Origin of the sequence: Rheinheimera sp. (assembly GCF_965283995.1) — a bacterium.
GTDB lineage: Bacteria > Pseudomonadota > Gammaproteobacteria > Enterobacterales > Alteromonadaceae > Pararheinheimera.
This window is the reverse complement of sequence record NZ_CBDIQG010000001.1, coordinates 813107-831466: the sequence shown is the minus strand read 5'-3', so window position 1 is coordinate 831466 and position 18360 is coordinate 813107. Positions and strand designations below refer to the sequence as shown.

Below are 18360 nucleotides of genomic sequence, written 5' to 3'. Positions count from 1 at the left end.
CCTAATTACATACGAATGCAAAGCCTTGACAATCAGTCTGCGCGGCGAAATACCGCAGCAACGAAGTTTTTCGCGTCCTGTTCGAGTAAATCCAGATGTGCCGCATCAACAAAGCTTTCCAGATAAATCTTATAGCTGTTTTCGGTGCCTGAAGGGCGCGCGGCAAACCAACCGTTGGCTGTCACGACTTTTACGCCGCCAATATCTGCCTGATTTCCTGGTGATTTAGTCATTACCGCGAGAATATCATCGCCAGCAAGCGTGGTTTGCGTGACGCTGGACACATCAAGTTTTTTCAGCGCGGCTTTTTGAGCCAGTGAGGCTGGTGCATCCAGTCGACGATAGAGTGGCGCACCGTAAGTGTTGGTCAGACTGATATAGCGTTGGTATGGATCTTGTGCAGTTTTGGCAACAATTTCAGCCGCCAACAGCCCGAGGATAAAACCGTCTTTGTCGGTCGACCACACCGTGCCGTCAAAACGTAAAAAACTGGCACCGGCGCTTTCTTCCCCACCAAAACCCAGGCTGCCGTCAAACAAACCGGGTACAAACCATTTAAATCCGACCGGTACTTCATACAGCTCGCGCTTTTGACCAGCCACGACACGATCGATTAACGCGCTGGAAACCAGCGTCTTACCAATTTTCACGTCAGCAGACCAACCTGGACGATGCGCAAGCAAGTAATCGATGGCGACTGCAAGATAGTGATTCGGATTCATCAGCCCCCCGCTGCGGGTGACGATGCCATGCCGGTCAAAATCGGCGTCGTTGCCGATGCCGATGTCAAAATCATCTTTTAGTTTAATCAGGTTGGCCATCGACCAGGGCGAGCTGCAATCCATGCGGATCTTGCCGTCTTTATCTAATGGCATAAAGGCGAAACTCGGGTCAATCTGGTCATTCACTACGGTAAGATTCAGGCCATAGCGTCTGGCAATCACCGGCCAATATTCCAGACCAGAACCACCGAGTGGATCAACACCAATACTGACGCCGGCAGCCCGAATGGCATCCATATCCACGACGTGCTGCAAATCCTCAACATAAGCACTGATGTAATCATGTGTCTGACACAACACACTGGCCAGCGCGTCACTCAGACTGACACGTTTGACGGCACTGAGGCCCTGCTCTATCAGCAAATTGGCGCGTTGTTCAATCCAGCTGGTCGCATCCGTATCTGCTGGTCCGCCATTCGGCGGATTATATTTAATACCACCATCAGACGGCGGATTGTGTGACGGTGTGATAATCAGGCCATCGGCCAGCGCCTGTGGCTTTTCGCGGTTAAAGGTCAGAATTGCATGTGAGATCACAGGGGTGGGTGTGTACCCCTGCTGTATTTTCACAGTCACGCCATTGGCGATTAGAACTTGCAAAGCAGTCTGAAAGGCTGGTTCGGACAGCGCATGGGTATCTTTGCCGACGAACATTGGCCCATTGATGCCTTGCGCGGCACGGTACTCAGCGACTGCCTGGCACACAGCCAGAATATGTGACTCATTAAAAGAGCCCTGACTTGCCACGCCGCGGTGGCCGGATGTACCAAACAACACTCGCTGCGCTGCATCAGTCAGATCCGGGCTTAGCGTGTAGTAATAACTGCAAAGACGGGGAATATTTTCCAGCATAGAACGCGGCACTTGCTGACCCGCTAATGGATGTAAAGACATGATGCTTCCTTTTAAAATTCACATTCCTGCACATCAACCGGTATTGTGTCCCGGTGCGATTTCGTTACCCGCGGCGTTTCTGTTTTAAATAGCGGCCAATCAAAGAAAATCGCGGATAGTCTCCGCTTCTTCAGCACTGTAGCCTAATTTGAGCGCCGCTTCAGTGAGCATCATTTTTTTACGGGTCGTATTCGAATTTGTGATCACCCAAAACTCGCTGTTCGGAATTTGTTTTGGATTGGTGCTACTGCCCGCTTCCAGTAAATCTGCTTCATTGCGGCCAAAATACACCCGATTACGGCCTTTTATTTCCAGTACCTGGGCGAAATCCTGTTTGTGTGCACGTGATAATGCCGACAGGATAATCAAAAATCGCCCGACGACAGATAATTCAGCCTGCAGGTCCTGTTTGCTCAGGATATCAAAGACTTTCTGTGAGGATTTTGAATTTTCTGCGACAACAGCAGCAGCTGCAGGTTGCTGGGCAACAGATTGCTTATTGAGTAGAATGCGCCGCAAGATGTCATTGGCACTTTCGCCAATGCGTTGGGTCTGACCGGCAATAAAGTGGTAGAGCTCATCATCAATTTCTATTGTGTTCATGTAATTACCTTTATTAGACCCAAAATGACAGTGCCCGCGTGTCCGGTACGGATAATACCCTCATCTGATGGGAGCGCGGCAGAATCAAGAGGAAATCCATGATATTACATACCGACATCACAGGCCAAGGGACTCCGTTGTTATTAATTCATGGACTGTTCGGCAGCTATGAAAATCTTGGCATGATCGCGCGGTTATTGGCCGACCAATTTCGCATCATTAATGTCGATCTGCGTAACCATGGACGTTCCGGCCACAGCAATGAGATGAGCTACGCGCTGATGGCGCAAGATTTAATTGAAACTATGGACGCATTACAGATCCCAACAGCTGCAGTGCTGGGGCATTCGATGGGCGGCAAAGCGGCAATGCAGCTTGCATTGAGTCAACCAGACCGGGTCAGCAAACTGGTGTTGGCCGATATTTCTCCTGTGATTAGTCAGCCGCGTCATCTGGGTATTTTGCAGGCGTTAAACCAAATCAATCTCAGCACACTACAAGACCGCAAACAGGCCGATATCCAATTACAAACCGCTATCGCTGATGCCGGCACCCGTGCTTTTCTGTTAAAAAGCCTGATCAAAGGTGATCATGGGTTTCAGTGGCGTTTTAATTTGGCTGCTTTGACTGCGCAATATGCGCAGGTGTTAGCCGCTCCGGATGCAACCGGCCCTTACACCGGACCAACCTTGTTTATCAAAGGCGGTAACTCTGACTATCTGCTACCGGAACATCAGGCCCATATTCGTCAGTTGTTTCCTGCAGCTAAAGCCAAAATCATCGAAGGCACCGGCCATTGGTTACACGCCGAAAAACCGGCAGCTTTTGCCAAAATTACCGCTGACTTTTTATTAAGTTGACGCAATATTTTCCGCGTACCTTTGTGGTATATTGCGCGGGTTTTTTTTGAAGGTTTCCGTCATGTTAAATCAGTACATGGAACAAATTGAAACGTTTGGCACCTGGTTTGCGCTTGCCGTATTATTTTTTCTCATCGGGATGGCGATCCAGGACGTATTAAAAAAAGGTGATGTGCCGAAATTCGGACGGATTTTTGTCTGGCTGGTATTATTCCTGGGATGTTTTGGTTTTATCGCCAAAGGCATTATCCAGGTGATATATGAGTCACAGGGCATGGGCTGATGGCAAAAATTTCCAGCGACAGAACCACCATCGACCTGTTCGCTCACGAAAAGCGGCCAGGTCGACCTAAGACCAACCCGCTGCCGCGCGACGAGCAACTGAAACTGAATAAACGGAATCAGGTTCGCCGGGATCGCAGTAAAGGGTTAAAACGCATTGAGACCAAGATACCGGAAGACCTGTATCAAAAACTCGACGCAAGAGCACAAGCACTGCAAACTACCCGCAGTGCATTGATCGAACAACTGTTAACTCAGGCGTTAGCAAAGCCAGTGGTAACAAAGTAAGAAGGCTTAATTATGGCTACCGTAGGTATTTTCTTTGGCAGCGACACCGGTAACACCGAGCATGTTGCAAAACAAATCCAAAAAGAACTGGGTAAAAATCTGCTCGAAGTGCATGACATTGCCAAGAGTTCAAAAGAAGACATCGCCGCTTATGATTTGCTGATGTTCGGCATCCCGACCTGGTACTACGGCGAAGCGCAGTGTGACTGGGATGATTTTTTCCCTGAGCTGGAAAACATCGACTTCAATAACAAGCTGGTGGCAATTTTTGGCTGTGGCGATCAGGAAGATTATGCCGAGTACTTCCTCGATGCGATGGGCACTTTACGCGACATTATTGAACCAAAAGGCGCCATTATCGTTGGTCATTGGCCTACCAAAGGCTACAACTTTGTTGCATCTAAAGCGCTGGTTGATAACGACCATTTTGTCGGTTTGGGCATTGACGAAGATCGCCAGCCTGAACTCAGCGACACCCGGATCAAACAGTGGTGTAAACAGATTTATGACGAATTGAGTCTGAAAGACCTCGAAGGTCTTTAATCACAAATCTCTAGCCCATAAAATAACAAAGCCACCTGCAGGTGGCTTTGTCGTTTTTACCATACTGAAACCACTTAGCGAACTTGGGCCGTATCAAACAGCGGATTTTCGATAAAACCGAGAACATTGCCAAATGGGTCAGCCAGACTTGCCACACGGATGCCATCGCCAACATCGGTTACCGGCGCGACAATGTGTGCACCTAGTGTCCGGACCCGTTCCACTTCAGACTCAATATCGCTGGTCCCCCAATACACAACCTGGCCATCACGACTTGGTTGTCCGTCCGGCACCAATCCCAATTCAAAACCACCGATACTAAATCCGACATAAAACGGCTGTTCAAAATAAGGGGCGGTCTGAAAAACCTGCTGGTACCAGGCTGACGCGGCGCTGAGATCTGGCACCGGGTAAATTACTGTACGAAGTCCGAGCATCAATATCCTGCCTGTTTATTCTCTGTGTTGTGGTTTCTTACGAATATAGACGGTACGGTTCACTTCACAAACCACTTCACCAGCTTTGTCTTTCACCAGTACCAGGAACTGTGGGAAATATTTCTGTCCGTCGTCTGTGGCCGCTTTGATTTCGTCGATAGTCGCGTCATGCAGCCAAAACTCGGCAGTTAAAGTGCCGCGTCCAGGCCGGATAAAATCAATATCGGCTTTTTTGTCCCACACCATGTAAGTCTTTCCCATCGCGCCCATCAGCAATAACGGGTAAATCGGATCCGTCATTGCGAACATGGTCCCACCAAACTGGGTTCCATTAATATTGCGCCGCCAGGGTCGGTCGCTCAATTCGACTTTGGCATAACGATAGTCAGTTGCCAGCACTACGACTTTGATACCGTTAAACCAGAATGGCGGCCAAAAATTCAGCAAATGCCGCATCACACCGGGTTTGAACGCCCATTTCATAACTTGTATTTCCTAACTGGTCTGTCCTGTGATTATGCCGCTTTTAATCCCGTCTGACCAGCGAAGCGGTAAGCAAGCCAATTTTCGCTTTTCCTCAAGCGAATAATAGTCTTATAATCGCTTAACCCTTATTTTTTAGTGATGCCCCCATGCCAGACCATAATAGCGAGCTACGCAAAGCAGGTTTAAAAGTCACGCTGCCACGCGTAAAAATCCTTGAGATCCTGCAGGATCCAGCGCACCAACACATCAGCGCTGAAGACGTCTACAAAATCCTGCTGGAGATTGGCGAAGATATCGGGCTCGCCACTGTGTACCGGGTGCTAAACCAATTTGACGATGCTGGTATTGTCACCCGTCATCATTTTGAAGGCGGAAAATCAGTGTTTGAATTGAGCCGGATTGACCACCATGATCATCTGGTTTGTCTGAATTGCGGTAAAGTGATTGAATTTGAAGATGATGAAATCGAACGCAAACAGCTTGAGATCTCAGAAAAAAATGGCATTAAACTAACGCACCACAGTCTGTATCTGTACGGCGAGTGTGTTGATAAAGCTGCCTGTGATCAGTACAAAACTTCTCAACATAAATAGATAATCATCAGATCTAAAAAGGCCGCTGATTTGCGGCCTTTTTTGTTTTTTCAATGCGCACAGCAGTTTCAGCGGTCGGTATTGAGCAGCACGCATTGTTGTTGACGACATGCCGGCAGCGGCGCCACTAATTGCTGGCAAGTACTGCGTTGGCCAAGCCGTTGTTGTTGTTCCTGACGGATTCGGGTGTAACGGTCGTTGGTGATTGTCAGCATTTTTTGGTCAGTCTGTTGGGTGGAAAACAACAGGAACTGTTCAGGCCCGCCGCAAGACCGTGAACCGATACCAAGCACCTGACATTGCTGATCAGTGGTACAGCTTTTGTCCAGCGTCAATTTTTGCATGCGCTGGTATAGCTGGCGGCCATCGACCTGCATTTGTGCGAGCGGTCCATCGAGTTCTGTCAGTAAATTTTGGTTTGATGGAGGTGTCTGACTGCAGGCTGTTAACACCATCGCAGGCAACAACATGAGAACGCGTAACATCGACATCGGAACTTCCCTGGACTCAGGCTAAAAGCCTTGAATGTTAAATCTGTGTAAGATGACCAGATTAACAAGCTGCGCGTGACAGTCAAGCAATGCAAGTGTTTCAAATGTACAAAAATTGTCAGCAAGCATGAATTGCAGCACTAAAGCGCTGCAATTCATCTGCTTACAAACTCATTTCTTGACTTCAGAACATTAGGTGCGCCATGCCGGCGATGACCGGCAAAGTGATCAGAGTGCGCAGAATGAACAACACAAACAAATCTAACAAGGTCACGGGTATTTTACTGCCAAGCAATAAAGCACCAACTTCCGACATGTAAATAAGCTGAGTGACTGATAATGCTGCTATAACAAAACGGGTAAGCTCACTGGGAACTTCGCTGACAAGAATCGAAGGGACAAACATATCGGCAAAACCGACCATTACCGACTTCGCCGCTTGGTCCGGATATGGTATTTGCAACAGCTCTAACAAAGGCACAAATGGCGCGCCAAGGATACTAAACACCGATGTATGCTCGGCAATGATCAGTGCCATGGTACCGACCGCCATAATCACCGGTAAAATGCCGAAAAGCATATCCAGCACCGCTTCCACCCCTTCTCTCAGGGTCGCACGAAACCCACTGGCCTGACTGGCACGATGCAGTCCATGCGCGACGGCACGGCTAAACACAGAAGTTTGACTAAATTGACCTCCTTCTGCACGCATATGATCAACCCCGTCAATGTAAGTGTCGGGTTTGCCGCGCAGCGGTGGCAGATATGGCAGGACAATCGCGGCAACCAGGCCAGCAGAACAAATAGTGGCATAAAACGGCAGGAACATGTGTTCTAGCCGGACTTGGCCCAGCACGACAATACAGAATGTCACCGATACAGCCGAGAACGTGGTCCCTATCACAGCGGCCTCGCGCGCCGTGTAAAACCCTGCTTCATATTGTTTACTTGTGAGTAAAATCCCAACGCTGCCATCGCCTATCCAGGAGGCGATGCAATCGACCGCGGAGCGACCAGGTAAACGAAACACCGGACGCATAATTTTGGTCATTAAAGTGCCGACAAACTCCAGCAAGCCGAAATTTAGCAACAATGGCAGCAACAATCCGGCAAAGACAAAGACGCTTAACAATACTGGCAGCAGGTCATTTAACACTAATGCACCTGTCGCCTGGCTGGTGATAAATGCCGGCCCCTGGCCAGATAACACCATTAGTAATAAAACCGAACCGAGCACACGAACCACAACCCAGCCCCAACCCGGGCTAAACAATTTACCGGCAAAACTACCGGGCGGGATCTTTGCTGGTTTCAGCAGCTTCACGCCCAACGTCAGCACTGCCGACACTGTAACAATAAATGCCAACAAATATGGCATCCAGCTACCCAGCGTCATTTTGAGCTGATTTGCCATCACTGCGACCGGAATTGTCAGGCCTTTTTCGGCAGGGATCGGCGTCATAAACAGAAAAACACCGAGTAACGATGGCAATAGCAAAATGAGCCAGTTGCGTAAGGTTGAATAGTTTTCAGATGCGGGCATGATGGGACATCGGTGTTGATCAGTTCAAGGCGGCACAGCCTAATCAAAACGACCGTTGCTGTCACGCGGCTTTGGTTAGTTCGCCGAAAAATCAGCCATGGCTCAGCATAAATGCTGAGCGGGGACCTTTAGTTCAGCTCAATAAAGGTTAAACCTATTTGATACAAATCCTCTGATTCCTGCGTGCATCGCACTACTTTCGCGTGCGCATCGAGCGGGACAACAGAACTGTTATTGGATTCGAGTCGCAGATGGATCATCGTGCCCATTTCCAGAGGCTCATCAATCTCAACGGCCATGCCGGTGGCGCTTAAATCCCGACAGATACCACTGAGCATCCGGCCTGATTCCGGATCATTGATCATCATCTGGACTTCAGTATTCACCATCATTCGAAAATAGTTACGTTTATCGTTTCTGCTCAGCATGGGTTGTCTCGTCTAAGGCCGACCGCATTTGTTATAAAGCTTTCTGGCAATACTGTAAAGCGCTGCCATCAGCACCAACCTGTCAATTGCTCAATCTGCGATAAAATCCTTTCTGCGGTAAACGGTTTCGGAATAAGGCCTAACGCACCGGCCGCACTGGCTGCCCGTTCCTCTGCGGGCGAATCAAGACCCGAGACCATGATCACCGGGATATCTGCAGTCAGTGGATTATGTTTCAACAAAGTACACAAATCGATGCCCGTGAGTCCTGGCATCAAAATATCCAGCAAAATTAAATCGGGTTTATCCTCGTGGATCAATGTCAATGCTGCCTGGCCCTGGGCTGCATAGCTCAGCGCATATCGTGATGTCGGTAACGCCAACTGTAATAGCGCCAGATTAAACGGCTCGTCATCCACCAGCAGCACTTTCTTTGCCTCAACTCTGTAATCAGCACTTGTCATGGCCATATCCTTATCGTTGCTGCCTGAAAGGTTGTAGCTGAAAATTCTGTCAGCGACAAGCTTACAGCTACTTAAGCTCCTGAACCGCCAATAAAATACGTTTCGACGATATCGGATATGGCGTCCCAAGCTGTTGTGCGAACAATGACACTTTGAGCTCTTCAAGCATCCAGCGAATGTCCCTCACCGGCTCTGGCAGTGGTTTCCCGGCGAACTTGCCCAGTAATTGCTGATAAGCGTCAGCGGCTTTTTCATATTCATGCATCTGTAGCCGATCGCGTTGCGGATCAACCGGCAATTTTTCCAATCGTTTTTGTAGCGCCAACAAATAGCGTTTGACGTCATCAAGCCGAGTTGCACCAAATTCGCTGACAAAACCTTTAAATACCAAGGCATCCAGTTGTTGTTTGATGTCGGCGTTTGCATACGCGAGCGCCAGATCCATCCGCCCGCGCAGTTTTTTACTGATCTCGTGTCCCACGGTCAGGATTTGCTCCACCTGCATGGCTACCGCAAGCACGGTATCCCCGAGTTCGGCCCGCACCTCGTCACGTAGTTGTAAGTACTCCTGCTGATTGTGTGGCCAGGACTGTTGGCCGACCAAATGGTCAATGCCGGCAGCGATACAATCGTCAATCAGTTCCAGCACCTTGCCAAAGGGGTTGAAATAGAGCCCCAACTTGGCTTTGTTCGGCAGATTTTCCTGCAAATATTTTACCGGCGATGGCAGATTCAGTAGCATTAGGCGGCGTAGCCCGAGCCGTGAATGTGCCGCCGCCTGCTCCGGACTATCCAGCAGCTGGATCGCGACACTGTGTTTTTGATCAACTAATGCCGGGAAGGCTTTGATTTCGTACCCTGCCTGCAACCGGACATACTCGCGTGGTAGCTCACCAAAAGACCAGTCTGTCAGCTGTTGTTGTTCAATGCCCTGCTCTGCCACCAGACTTAGGGTTTCCTGTACTTGTCCCTGCAGTTGTTGTTTTAATAAAGCCAGCGAACGGTGCTGCGCAATCACCCCACCTTTGTCATCAGTCACCTTGAAATTCATTTTTAAATGCACAGGCAATTCGCTGAGTTCCCAGGCATCATCAGCGATGGTAATACCACTCATCCGTTTTAAACGTTGCGTAACAGTTGCCAATAAAGGTCCGTCTTCTGGTTTTACTGACTGCAACAAGGCATCGGCATAATTCGGGGCTGGTACAAAATTGCGCCGGTACATTTTCGGCAGACACTTAATCAGCGCCACCAGTAATTCATGGCGCAAACCAGGGATCAACCAGTCAAATCCCTGCTCCTGCACCTGATTGAGTAAGGCAAGTGGAATACATAGACTAACGCCATCATCGGGCGCGCCCGGTGAGAAGTGATATTCAAGCGGCAACCGCAGATTGCCCTGGCGCCAGAACTCCGGATAACTGTCGTCAGTAATGTGCTCGGCGTCATGGCGTTTGAGCATGTCCGGATCAAAGTTCAGAAACTTTGCATCTTGTTGCTTCTGTATTTTCCACCAGTGCTGGAACTCGATGCGATTGTTGGCGTGAACCGGTACTTTTTCCGCATAAAACGCGACCAGCGTTTCTTCGTCGACCAGAATGTCACGCCGACGTGATTTGTCCTCGAGATCAGTTACTTCGTCAATCAGACGGGCATTGTGCGCCAAAAATGGCTCATTCAGCCCCAGCTCCTGGTTGACCAACGCTTCACGGACAAAAATCTTATGACAAAGCTCTGGTTCGATTTTACTGTACTGCACCGCTCGTTTGCCGACGATGATCAGGCCATAGAGGGTCACTTGCTCAAACGCAATCACGGCACCGCGTTTTTTCTCCCAGTGCGGCTCACTATAACTGCGGCTGACCAGATGCTGAGCCAGCGGTTCGACCCATTCAGGTTCAATCTTTGCCACCGTTCTGGCATACAATTTACTGGTTTCAACTAACTCAGCGGTCATCACCCACTTCGGCTTGCGTTTAAACAAATGGCTGCCGGGGAAAACAAAAAACCGGCTTTGCCGCGCACCGATATAATCCGCCTCACTGTCTTTAGACCCGATTTGTCCTAATAAACCCGTCAGGATCGCGGTATGAATGCTTTGGTAGTCTGCATCGCTGCCGTTTTTCTTCAGTGTGAGTTCTTCACAAACCTGTGACAGCTGTGCATACAGATCCTGCCACTCGCGGACACGTAAATAGTTCAGCAGTTCCTGTTTACATAACCGACGGAATTGATTGTTGGTCTGGCTGTCCTGCTGTTCCTGCAAATAACGCCATAGTTTCAACCAGCTGGCAAAATCTGAATCAGGATCAGCAAAACGACCATGTAATTCATCCGCTTTTTGTTTTTTATCCAGTGGCCGCTCGCGTGGGTCCTGAATCGATAACGCGGCTGTGATCACCAACAATTCATCCAGACAGTTGCGCTCGGCACCGGCTAACACCATCCGCGCCAATCTCGGATCTATTGGCAATCGGCTTAGTTGTTTGCCAAGCGGCGTCAGTTGCAGCCCTTGCTTGCGTTCAGACTTCAGCGCGCCGAGTTCATCAAGCAACCGCACGCCGTCGTTGATAAACCGGCTGTCTGGTTTTTGCAGAAACGGGAAATGCTGAATATCACCAAGGCCTAATGCCAACATCTGCATGATCACAGATGCGAGATTGGTGCGCAGGATCTCCGGATCAGTGAATTCGTCCCGGTTATTAAAATCATCTTCGCTGTAGAGGCGGATACAAATACCGGCAGCAACCCGGCCACAACGGCCTTTCCGTTGATTGGCACTGGCCTGACTGATGGCCTCAATCGGCAACTGTTGCACTTTCGAGCGATAGCTATAACGGGAGATGCGCGCAGTACCCGGATCTATCACATAACGGATCCCGGGGACAGTTAACGAGGTTTCGGCCACGTTGGTCGACAGCACGATGCGCCGGCCAGCATGGCTTTGAAAAATTCGGTTTTGCTCGGCAGCGCTTAACCTCGCATACAGCGGCAATACTTCGGTGTGAGGCAGCTTTAGTTTTTCCAGCGCATCGGCGGTATCACGGATCTCGCGCTCACCATTTAAGAAAATCAGGATATCGCCCGGTGGCTCCCGATACAGTTCGTCAACGGCATCAAAGATGGCCTGCAACTGGTCGGCGTCTTTGTCATCCAGCTCAGTCGCGGGCCGGTAACGCACTTCGACCGGATAAGTCCGGCCTGAGACTTCCAGTACCGGCGCATTGGAGAAATGGCGGGAGAAACGCTGTGGATCAATGGTCGCGGAGGTAATAATCAGCTTCAAATCCGGCCGTTTTGGCAGCAACTGTTTAAAGTATCCGAGCAAAAAATCGATGTTCAGACTGCGCTCGTGCGCTTCATCGATGATGATAGTGTCGTATTGATTGAGGAATTTATCCTGCTGAATTTCCGCCAGTAAAATACCGTCGGTCATTAGCTTCACCAGCGTATTGCTGCCGGTGTGGTCGCCAAAGCGCACTTTGTAGCCAACCTGCTGGCCGAGTGGTACTGCAAGCTCGTCCGCCAGACGTTGGCCGACACTGCGTGCAGCGAGGCGTCTTGGCTGCGTATGGCCGATTAAACCGGAAACACCGCGTCCTAACTCCAGGCAGATTTTCGGAATTTGTGTGGTTTTACCGGAGCCTGTCTCGCCGGCAATAATCACTACCTGATGTTTGGCGATGGCGGCTTTAATATCTTCTTTACGGCTACTAACCGGTAACTCAGGCGGATAACTGACCGCGGGCATCGCCTGTGCTCTGCTCTGGCGTGCCTGTTGCGATGACATAATGTCTGCTTGTAATTGCGTATGACGTTTCGGATCTGCAGTCTTCGCCAGATCCCGGCACATCCGCCGCAAACGGAATTGATCTTTGAGCAGACAAAATGCTACAGCATCCGACAAGGCACTGACAGGTAATAGTTCAACAACCGGCGATAACTCAGACAAAACACAGCCCCCGCAAAAATAAGGCGGCTATGCTAGCACAAACTGGCACAAGCCGGCAGCGCCGGCTCACGTGTCAATCGGTAGTAAAGTCAGGGATTCAGCTGACTTTACGGTAGTGAGAGTGCAATTCCTGATCGATAGCACGCAGCACGTCAGTGCGGCTGATCACCCCTTGCAACACGCCATTGTCATCTACAACCGGGTAAATTTTAGGTTTTAATCCGAGCATTAATTGCGCTAATTCGATAATGCCGCTGTTCATATGCACCGTCAGTACATCTTTACGCATTAACTCACGCACATAAGCCAAACCTTCATCGTGGTAAGAGCTCAGTAACATGCGCGCCAGACAATCCTGTTCAGACAAAAAACCAACAACTTTGTGAGCCGCATCGACCACAGGCCCGCCGAGCTGAGCCGCATCAGTCAGACGGTCGACGGCAGCTTCGAGCGTCATATCCTGATTAAACGTCACCGGATGGCGGTTCATGTGATCAGACACTTTTAATAAGTTCATGCATCCCTCCAAATCAAACTGCGGTTGAAACCAAGGGCTTTTGCTCTCCCTTCAGCCCAAGCTTAGTGCAAATTCAGCAGGATGCGGTGATCCAGATCAATCTTTGAAAATGGCAATCTCAGCTTCTTTTCCTTGTTCACGCTTTGCCCGGTACATGCCTTCGGTGTTTAAGTGCCAGCTTAACGCCCCTTGCTGGTCAACAACAATAACGCCACCCAGGCCGCCAACACCTTTTAGTTCCTGCATGACTTCGTCTGCTGCAACTGATGCTTTTTTACCTTGATAGCGCACCCGGGCGCAAATATCTCCCGCCACCTGATAACGGATAAAAAATTCGCCGTGACCGGTAGCGGATACCGCACAGCTGTGATTATCGGCAAAAGTACCAGCGCCAATCAGCGGCGCATCGCCAACCCGGCCAAAACGTTTGGCTGTCATGCCGCCCGTGGATGTTGCGGCAGACAGCAGTCCATCTTTATCGATAGCAACAGCGCCGACAGTGCCAAAGTTCCATTCCAGCGGAAACAATGGACTTAGACGCAGATTTGCCTGATGCGGCGTTTTAGTCAGCGCTTTGAGCGCTTTTTGCAGCGCTTGATAACGAAACTCGGTGTCGAAATAGCGATTGTCGACCAATTCCAGCTGCTGCATTTTGGCGAACTGTTCAGCGCCCGAGCCAGTCAGTAAAACGTGTTCCGAATGCTCCATCACAGCGCGGGCAAGCTTGATTGGATTTTTTACTGTTTTCACCCCAGCGACAGCGCCTGCAGCCCTGTTATCTCCGCGCATAATGGCCGCGTCCAGTTCGTGTGTACCCTCATAGGTATACACGGCTCCCTTTCCGGCATTAAATAACGGTGAATCTTCTAGGATCACCACTGCGGCACTGACAGCATCCAGACTACTGCCGCCCTGCGCTAAAATCTGGAACCCTTGATCAACGGCGTGTTTTAGCGTCGATTCATAGGCTTTTTGCTGAGCTGGCGTCATGCTTTCCCGTGAAATGGTGCCGGCGCCGCCGTGGATCACAATGCCAACAGGTGCCGGCGCCGCCTGCGCCAGCGATAACAACAATAGATTGCCTGCGATAAAGACTGACGCTTGATATTTCATAAATACGTTTCTCCGCTATTAGTTGTCATTACCATACGCCTGCCTGCTCAGACTGTGACCAGGTCTTCGGACCAAATCACCGAAGGTTGCGCCAGATCAAGAGTTTAGAACTTGCCCTAGCCTACACTGCCTGTAGTCTATTAGTTGCAAAAGGAATATGAAATGAGCCTGGAAAAACATGATTTAGTGCACGAATTTCCTGAATATCGGGAAAAGATTCATCAACTGAAAATGACAGATCATCACTTCGCCCGTTTGTTTGCCGAATATCATGATGTCGACCACGAAGTGTTCCGGCTGGAACAAGGTGCCGAAACAGCATCCGGAGAATATCTTGAACTGCGCAAAAAGGTCCGGCTTCAGTTAAAAGACCAGTTATTCAGAAGCCTGCAACAGGCCTGAAGATAAAAACAGCAGCCTGACGGCTGCTGTTATTGTTTACAGTTACCGGCGAGCTGAAAGCCTGCTGCAATCGCCTGAGCTTCAGTTGCAAATGGTTGTTGGTTTTCACGTTTTATTTGCGAATAACCACTGCAATGAGGCAAGTGATATTTCTTACTGTTTTTGTTGCCGACCACTGCTGTTGACTGCGATGTTTGCGGAGCAGCGTCTATCCGGTGAGTGCTCGCCACCGGTTCAGCATCCGACACTTCAGGCTGTGCAGATAAATATCCGGGATACCAACGTTTTTCACCGGTGACAAAATCATTGGAGTGCCCCATCAGTTGTGCGGTTCGCCGCATCAGCGCCATTTCACGCGCACTGACCGGGTCCTCCGTGTGCCAGCGCAAAAATAGTTTTTCTTCAGCTGCGCTTAACGCGAGTTGATATCGATCTGCCATGTAAAAATAAATCCGCGCAATGTCACCACGCACTTCGGCTCTTGGCTCTGCCAGTTGGCGGCTAAAATCTATTCGAATCGGACAGGCACCGTGCTGGGGCTGCACATTGGGTAATTCGGCGAACCTGAAATGAGCACGATCGCCATTGACTTCCCCAAGCGCCGGACGCAGATTAAACAAGTCGGCTTCTATCTGGCGGAATTTCTGGTCCGTGTCGCCGCAATGCTCGCGTCCACCTTTTTTCCAACAGGCACGGGATGCGCCAAATTGTTGTGCCGGCACGACGTGTTCCCACTCAACACGCTGAGCACGCGGACCGCTCTTGCGGATCTGATACCCACAAGATTTCAGGTCAATACGCCCTTTGCCACTATTCCATTGGATCGGACAGTCGCAATAAAAATCAGTGTTTTCATCAGCGTAAATCCGCGCAGCCATGCGTTTTGCTGAATCAAAGTCAGCAGGTGCGGCATGCACCAACCCCGCAGCAAAAAAAGTAACAACCAACATCAAAACAATTCGGAACAACACAAACAACCTCTTTACTTCTGTTTGCAAGGCAACAACTCGCCATGGCGCGCAGCATAACAGAAAGTTACGCCTTTTTAAGCCAGAGCCTTTGACTTATACTGCGGCGTTTTTTGTTGTCGCATATCGGGTGCGAAGGAAGCTGGATTGAGCGCTGAAACGTTTTATTTTTATGATCTGGAAACCTGGGGAGCAGATCCGAAAAAGGACCGCATTTCCCAATTCGCGGGTCTTCGTACTAATCTGGACCTTGAGCCGGTTGGTGCGCCACAAATGGCCTATTGCCAGCTATCGCCGGATTATTTGCCATCGCCGACCGCGACGCTGATCACTGGGATCGCGCCACAAAAATGTCAGCGTGATGGTTTGCCAGAAGTTGAATTTATCCGGCAATTACATGAACAACTGGCAACACCTGGTAGTTGTGTCATCGGCTACAACAACATTCGTTTTGACGATGAAATGGTACGGCATACGCTGTTTCGTAACTTCATCGACCCGTATAGCCGCGAGTGGCAGCACGGCAATAGCCGTTGGGATTTAATCGATGTGGTTCGCGCATGCTTTGCCCTGCGGCCGGATGGCATCCAGTGGCCACTAAAAGAAGACGGGAGCCCGAGCTTTCGTCTTGAAGATCTGACAAAAGCCAATGGCATCAGCCACCAAAATGCGCACGACGCCAGCAGTGACGTTTATGCCACAGTGGCATTGGCTGCTTTAATCAAGCGGACACAACCCAGATTATTCGATTACTTATGGCAGCACCGGCAAAAACAGAAGTTAACCGCACTGATAGACGTCGCTGGCCACACCCCACTGGTCCACGTTTCCTCAAAGTTTCCTGCGCTACAAGGTTGCTGTAGTTGGATAGTGCCGCTGGCATTTCACCCGACCAATAAAAATGCAGTGATTTGTTTTAATTTGCAGCAGGATCCAGCGCTGCTGTTTAGTCTTTCCGCAGATGAAGCCCGGCGACGGCTATATGCCAAATCCAGTGAGCTGGCGGGCAACGAAAGCAGGCCAGCATTAAAACTGGTGCATCTGAACAAATGCCCGATATTGGCTCCAGCCAAAACGTTATCCGCTGAACGGGCCGAACAACTTGGCATAGACCGAACACAATGTCTGCAGCATCTTGAACAATTGCGTCAACAGCGTGAATTGATGTTACGCCTCGTGCACGACATTTATCAGGCAGAGTCAACGTCTGAACCTAGCCAATGTCCGGACTATAGCCTTTATCAGGGATTCATCTCTGATCAAGACCGTCGGTTACTGCCTCAAATCCATCAGTTATCACCTCAGCAGCTGGCTGTGGCACCGCCGGTATTTCAGGATGACAGGCTCAATCACTTGTTGTTTCGCTTTCGTGCCCGTAATTATCCGCATTCACTGGACCATATAGAACTGGCGCAGTGGCAGCGATTCTGTAAAGACCGTCTGCAGTTTGGCGCGGAACAACCTGCCCGAACCTTGGACGATTTCATGCTGGAATTGGAACAATGTGCAGAACAAAAACAAGATGATCCGACGGCTGTAGCACTGTTGAAACAATTATTCAGTTATATTAACAGCATCTGACGCTGATGCTCAGTCGCAAACAACAGTAGCGAGGCAAAATATTGCCGTGTAGAATACATCTTATAACAGATGTAAAAACATCAGTGTCAAATTGCTTTACAATGACAGTTATTTACCGCACACAGTTAGGGTAAATTCGTTTAAAAACAGTGATATATATTTGTGGCAGGCTTTTTGCTTAATGCAATGTAATCGGACAATGAGGTACCAAGATGAATCAGCAAAATGAAGCGCAACAAGGTCAAATGGAACAGCAGCCTGAGCGCAGCGCGCAAAAAGCGTTCTCCCGCCGCAAATTTTTATTACAAGCCAGTGCTGTCAGTGTACCTGTAGTACTGTCACTGAAAAGTGGTAAAGCTTGGGGTTGTGTCGAACTGAACTGTACACCGGGCGAGACCAGCCTCAGTAATTCAGGTTCAGCCGTTGCATCAGCAACCTCCGAGAAAAACCCAAATGCTTACGAACGCCCGCAGTGGTCAAGCATTTCTCAAATTATTTCCGCGTTTAATGTTGATTTCGACGATTGGTTATTGCCGACTTTTAAAGCTGTCTTGTGCACATATGAGACAAAAAGACAATCTGGCAGAAATTATTACCGCTACACGCAACTGTCCTGCGATATGTACAGCTTTAATGCGTGGTGGAATCAGGTTAAAAAAGGTTCAAGTGCCTTAATCGTCACAAACGCACCGACTTCAAAACTTGCCAGCAATAGACAGTGGGTTACTTCAGCTCCGGTTAGTTATAATAAAAACAACTCACGGATGCCTGCTAACTGCAACAATGTGTTAGTAAAAGGTAATACCGACGCGTCAAAATTGTGCCCTGGCATGATTGGCCAGGTTGGCGCAATCCTGAAAGGTGGCGATAGCCCTGAGAAATATGCAATCGCGGCAATTATCGGATCTATTTGGGAACGCCATCCTGAATACACGTTACGGTATGGTTCTGACAAATGCTTCCCTGAGCCACAGGCATTAATTAATGCTTACTGGAATGCAAAAGCAGAAGGCAGGTTAAAAGACCTGCATAGTTTGTTCAAACTGTATATGTCACCACTCTGATCTTGAAATCGTTACCCAACTACTTAGAAGCACTGCTTGGATTCGTTCCTGAATCCGACAGTGCTTTAG

General features: G+C 49.4%; 20 protein-coding genes. 8 read left to right on the top strand and 12 right to left on the bottom strand.

Annotation, left to right across the window (positions count from 1 at the left end):
- Positions 1-32: 32 nt before the first annotated feature.
- Both pgm and seqA read right to left on the bottom strand, forming a co-directional pair.
- Positions 33-1676 (bottom strand): phosphoglucomutase (alpha-D-glucose-1,6-bisphosphate-dependent), encoded by a 1644-nt coding sequence (gene pgm / locus ACQ66Q_RS03790; RefSeq protein ID WP_430455569.1) that lies wholly within the window; start codon positions 1674-1676, stop codon positions 33-35.
- A 99-nt stretch (positions 1677-1775) separates the two neighbouring features.
- A complete protein-coding gene (seqA, locus tag ACQ66Q_RS03785) occupies positions 1776-2279 on the bottom strand; it encodes a replication initiation negative regulator SeqA (protein ID WP_430455568.1) in 504 nt (167 codons plus the stop codon).
- 98 nt (positions 2280-2377) lie between these two features.
- Between seqA and ACQ66Q_RS03780 the strand changes: the two genes are divergently transcribed.
- The 4 genes from ACQ66Q_RS03780 to fldA all read left to right on the top strand — a co-directional run bounded on the left by ACQ66Q_RS03780 (position 2378) and on the right by fldA (position 4252).
- Entirely contained in the window at positions 2378-3139 is a 762-nt protein-coding gene (locus ACQ66Q_RS03780; RefSeq protein WP_430455567.1) for an alpha/beta fold hydrolase, read from the top strand.
- Positions 3140-3200: 61 nt separating this feature from the next.
- A complete protein-coding gene (locus ACQ66Q_RS03775) occupies positions 3201-3422 on the top strand; it encodes a DUF2788 domain-containing protein (RefSeq protein WP_244151320.1) in 222 nt (73 codons plus the stop codon).
- Positions 3422-3709 (top strand): LexA regulated protein, encoded by a 288-nt coding sequence (gene ybfE / locus ACQ66Q_RS03770; protein WP_430455566.1) that lies wholly within the window; start codon positions 3422-3424, stop codon positions 3707-3709. Before ACQ66Q_RS03775 ends, ybfE begins: the two co-directional genes overlap by 1 nt.
- Before the next feature lie 12 nt (positions 3710-3721).
- Positions 3722-4252, top strand: coding sequence for a flavodoxin FldA (fldA, locus tag ACQ66Q_RS03765; RefSeq protein WP_208931341.1), 531 nt, complete (start codon positions 3722-3724; stop codon positions 4250-4252).
- Between the two features lie 74 nt (positions 4253-4326).
- Here the strand turns inward: fldA and ACQ66Q_RS03760 are convergent, their stop codons facing one another.
- Together ACQ66Q_RS03760 and ACQ66Q_RS03755 are read right to left on the bottom strand one after the other, a co-directional pair.
- A complete protein-coding gene (locus ACQ66Q_RS03760; protein ID WP_430455565.1) occupies positions 4327-4689 on the bottom strand; it encodes a VOC family protein in 363 nt (120 codons plus the stop codon).
- A 15-nt stretch (positions 4690-4704) separates the two neighbouring features.
- Positions 4705-5172, bottom strand: coding sequence for a DUF4442 domain-containing protein (locus ACQ66Q_RS03755; RefSeq protein WP_430455564.1), 468 nt, complete (start codon positions 5170-5172; stop codon positions 4705-4707).
- 149 nt (positions 5173-5321) lie between these two features.
- Here ACQ66Q_RS03755 and fur point away from each other — a divergent pair, with 149 nt between their 5' ends.
- Positions 5322-5768 carry a ferric iron uptake transcriptional regulator gene (gene fur / locus ACQ66Q_RS03750; RefSeq protein WP_430455563.1) on the top strand — a complete coding sequence of 149 codons (447 nt, stop codon included), beginning with the start codon at positions 5322-5324 and terminating at the stop codon, positions 5766-5768.
- 68 nt (positions 5769-5836) lie between these two features.
- On the opposite strand, the gene ACQ66Q_RS03745 is transcribed toward fur, so the two are convergent.
- The 7 genes from ACQ66Q_RS03745 to ACQ66Q_RS03715 form a co-directional block, all read right to left on the bottom strand.
- A complete protein-coding gene (locus ACQ66Q_RS03745; RefSeq protein ID WP_430455562.1) occupies positions 5837-6259 on the bottom strand; it encodes a hypothetical protein in 423 nt (140 codons plus the stop codon).
- Positions 6260-6443: 184 nt separating this feature from the next.
- The gene (locus ACQ66Q_RS03740) at positions 6444-7802 is read right to left on the bottom strand and encodes a YjiH family protein (RefSeq protein ID WP_430455561.1); all 1359 of its coding nucleotides are present in this window, start codon (positions 7800-7802) and stop codon (positions 6444-6446) included.
- A gap of 128 nt (positions 7803-7930) precedes the next feature.
- Positions 7931-8230, bottom strand: coding sequence for a PilZ domain-containing protein (locus ACQ66Q_RS03735; protein ID WP_377242668.1), 300 nt, complete (start codon positions 8228-8230; stop codon positions 7931-7933).
- A gap of 68 nt (positions 8231-8298) precedes the next feature.
- Positions 8299-8694, bottom strand: coding sequence for a response regulator (locus ACQ66Q_RS03730; protein ID WP_430455560.1), 396 nt, complete (start codon positions 8692-8694; stop codon positions 8299-8301).
- A 67-nt stretch (positions 8695-8761) separates the two neighbouring features.
- Positions 8762-12547, bottom strand: a complete 3786-nt coding sequence (gene hrpA / locus ACQ66Q_RS03725; RefSeq protein WP_430458531.1) for an ATP-dependent RNA helicase HrpA — start codon at positions 12545-12547, stop codon at positions 8762-8764.
- A gap of 196 nt (positions 12548-12743) precedes the next feature.
- On the bottom strand, positions 12744-13163 hold the full coding sequence (locus tag ACQ66Q_RS03720; protein WP_430455559.1) for a CBS domain-containing protein: 420 nt from the start codon (positions 13161-13163) through the stop codon (positions 12744-12746).
- A gap of 96 nt (positions 13164-13259) precedes the next feature.
- The gene (locus ACQ66Q_RS03715; RefSeq protein ID WP_430455558.1) at positions 13260-14276 is read right to left on the bottom strand and encodes an isoaspartyl peptidase/L-asparaginase family protein; all 1017 of its coding nucleotides are present in this window, start codon (positions 14274-14276) and stop codon (positions 13260-13262) included.
- Between the two features lie 162 nt (positions 14277-14438).
- Here ACQ66Q_RS03715 and ACQ66Q_RS03710 point away from each other — a divergent pair, with 162 nt between their 5' ends.
- On the top strand, positions 14439-14678 hold the full coding sequence (locus tag ACQ66Q_RS03710) for a YdcH family protein (protein WP_430455557.1): 240 nt from the start codon (positions 14439-14441) through the stop codon (positions 14676-14678).
- Positions 14679-14707: 29 nt separating this feature from the next.
- Here the strand turns inward: ACQ66Q_RS03710 and ACQ66Q_RS03705 are convergent, their stop codons facing one another.
- On the bottom strand, positions 14708-15628 hold the full coding sequence (locus tag ACQ66Q_RS03705; RefSeq protein ID WP_430455556.1) for an endonuclease: 921 nt from the start codon (positions 15626-15628) through the stop codon (positions 14708-14710).
- A gap of 165 nt (positions 15629-15793) precedes the next feature.
- Between ACQ66Q_RS03705 and sbcB the strand changes: the two genes are divergently transcribed.
- Complete coding sequence (gene sbcB / locus ACQ66Q_RS03700) at positions 15794-17227, top strand: exodeoxyribonuclease I (protein ID WP_430455555.1); 1434 nt, start codon at positions 15794-15796, stop codon at positions 17225-17227.
- A gap of 212 nt (positions 17228-17439) precedes the next feature.
- On the top strand, positions 17440-18291 hold the full coding sequence (locus tag ACQ66Q_RS03695; RefSeq protein WP_430455554.1) for a hypothetical protein: 852 nt from the start codon (positions 17440-17442) through the stop codon (positions 18289-18291).
- The last annotated feature ends 69 nt before the right edge of the window (positions 18292-18360 follow it).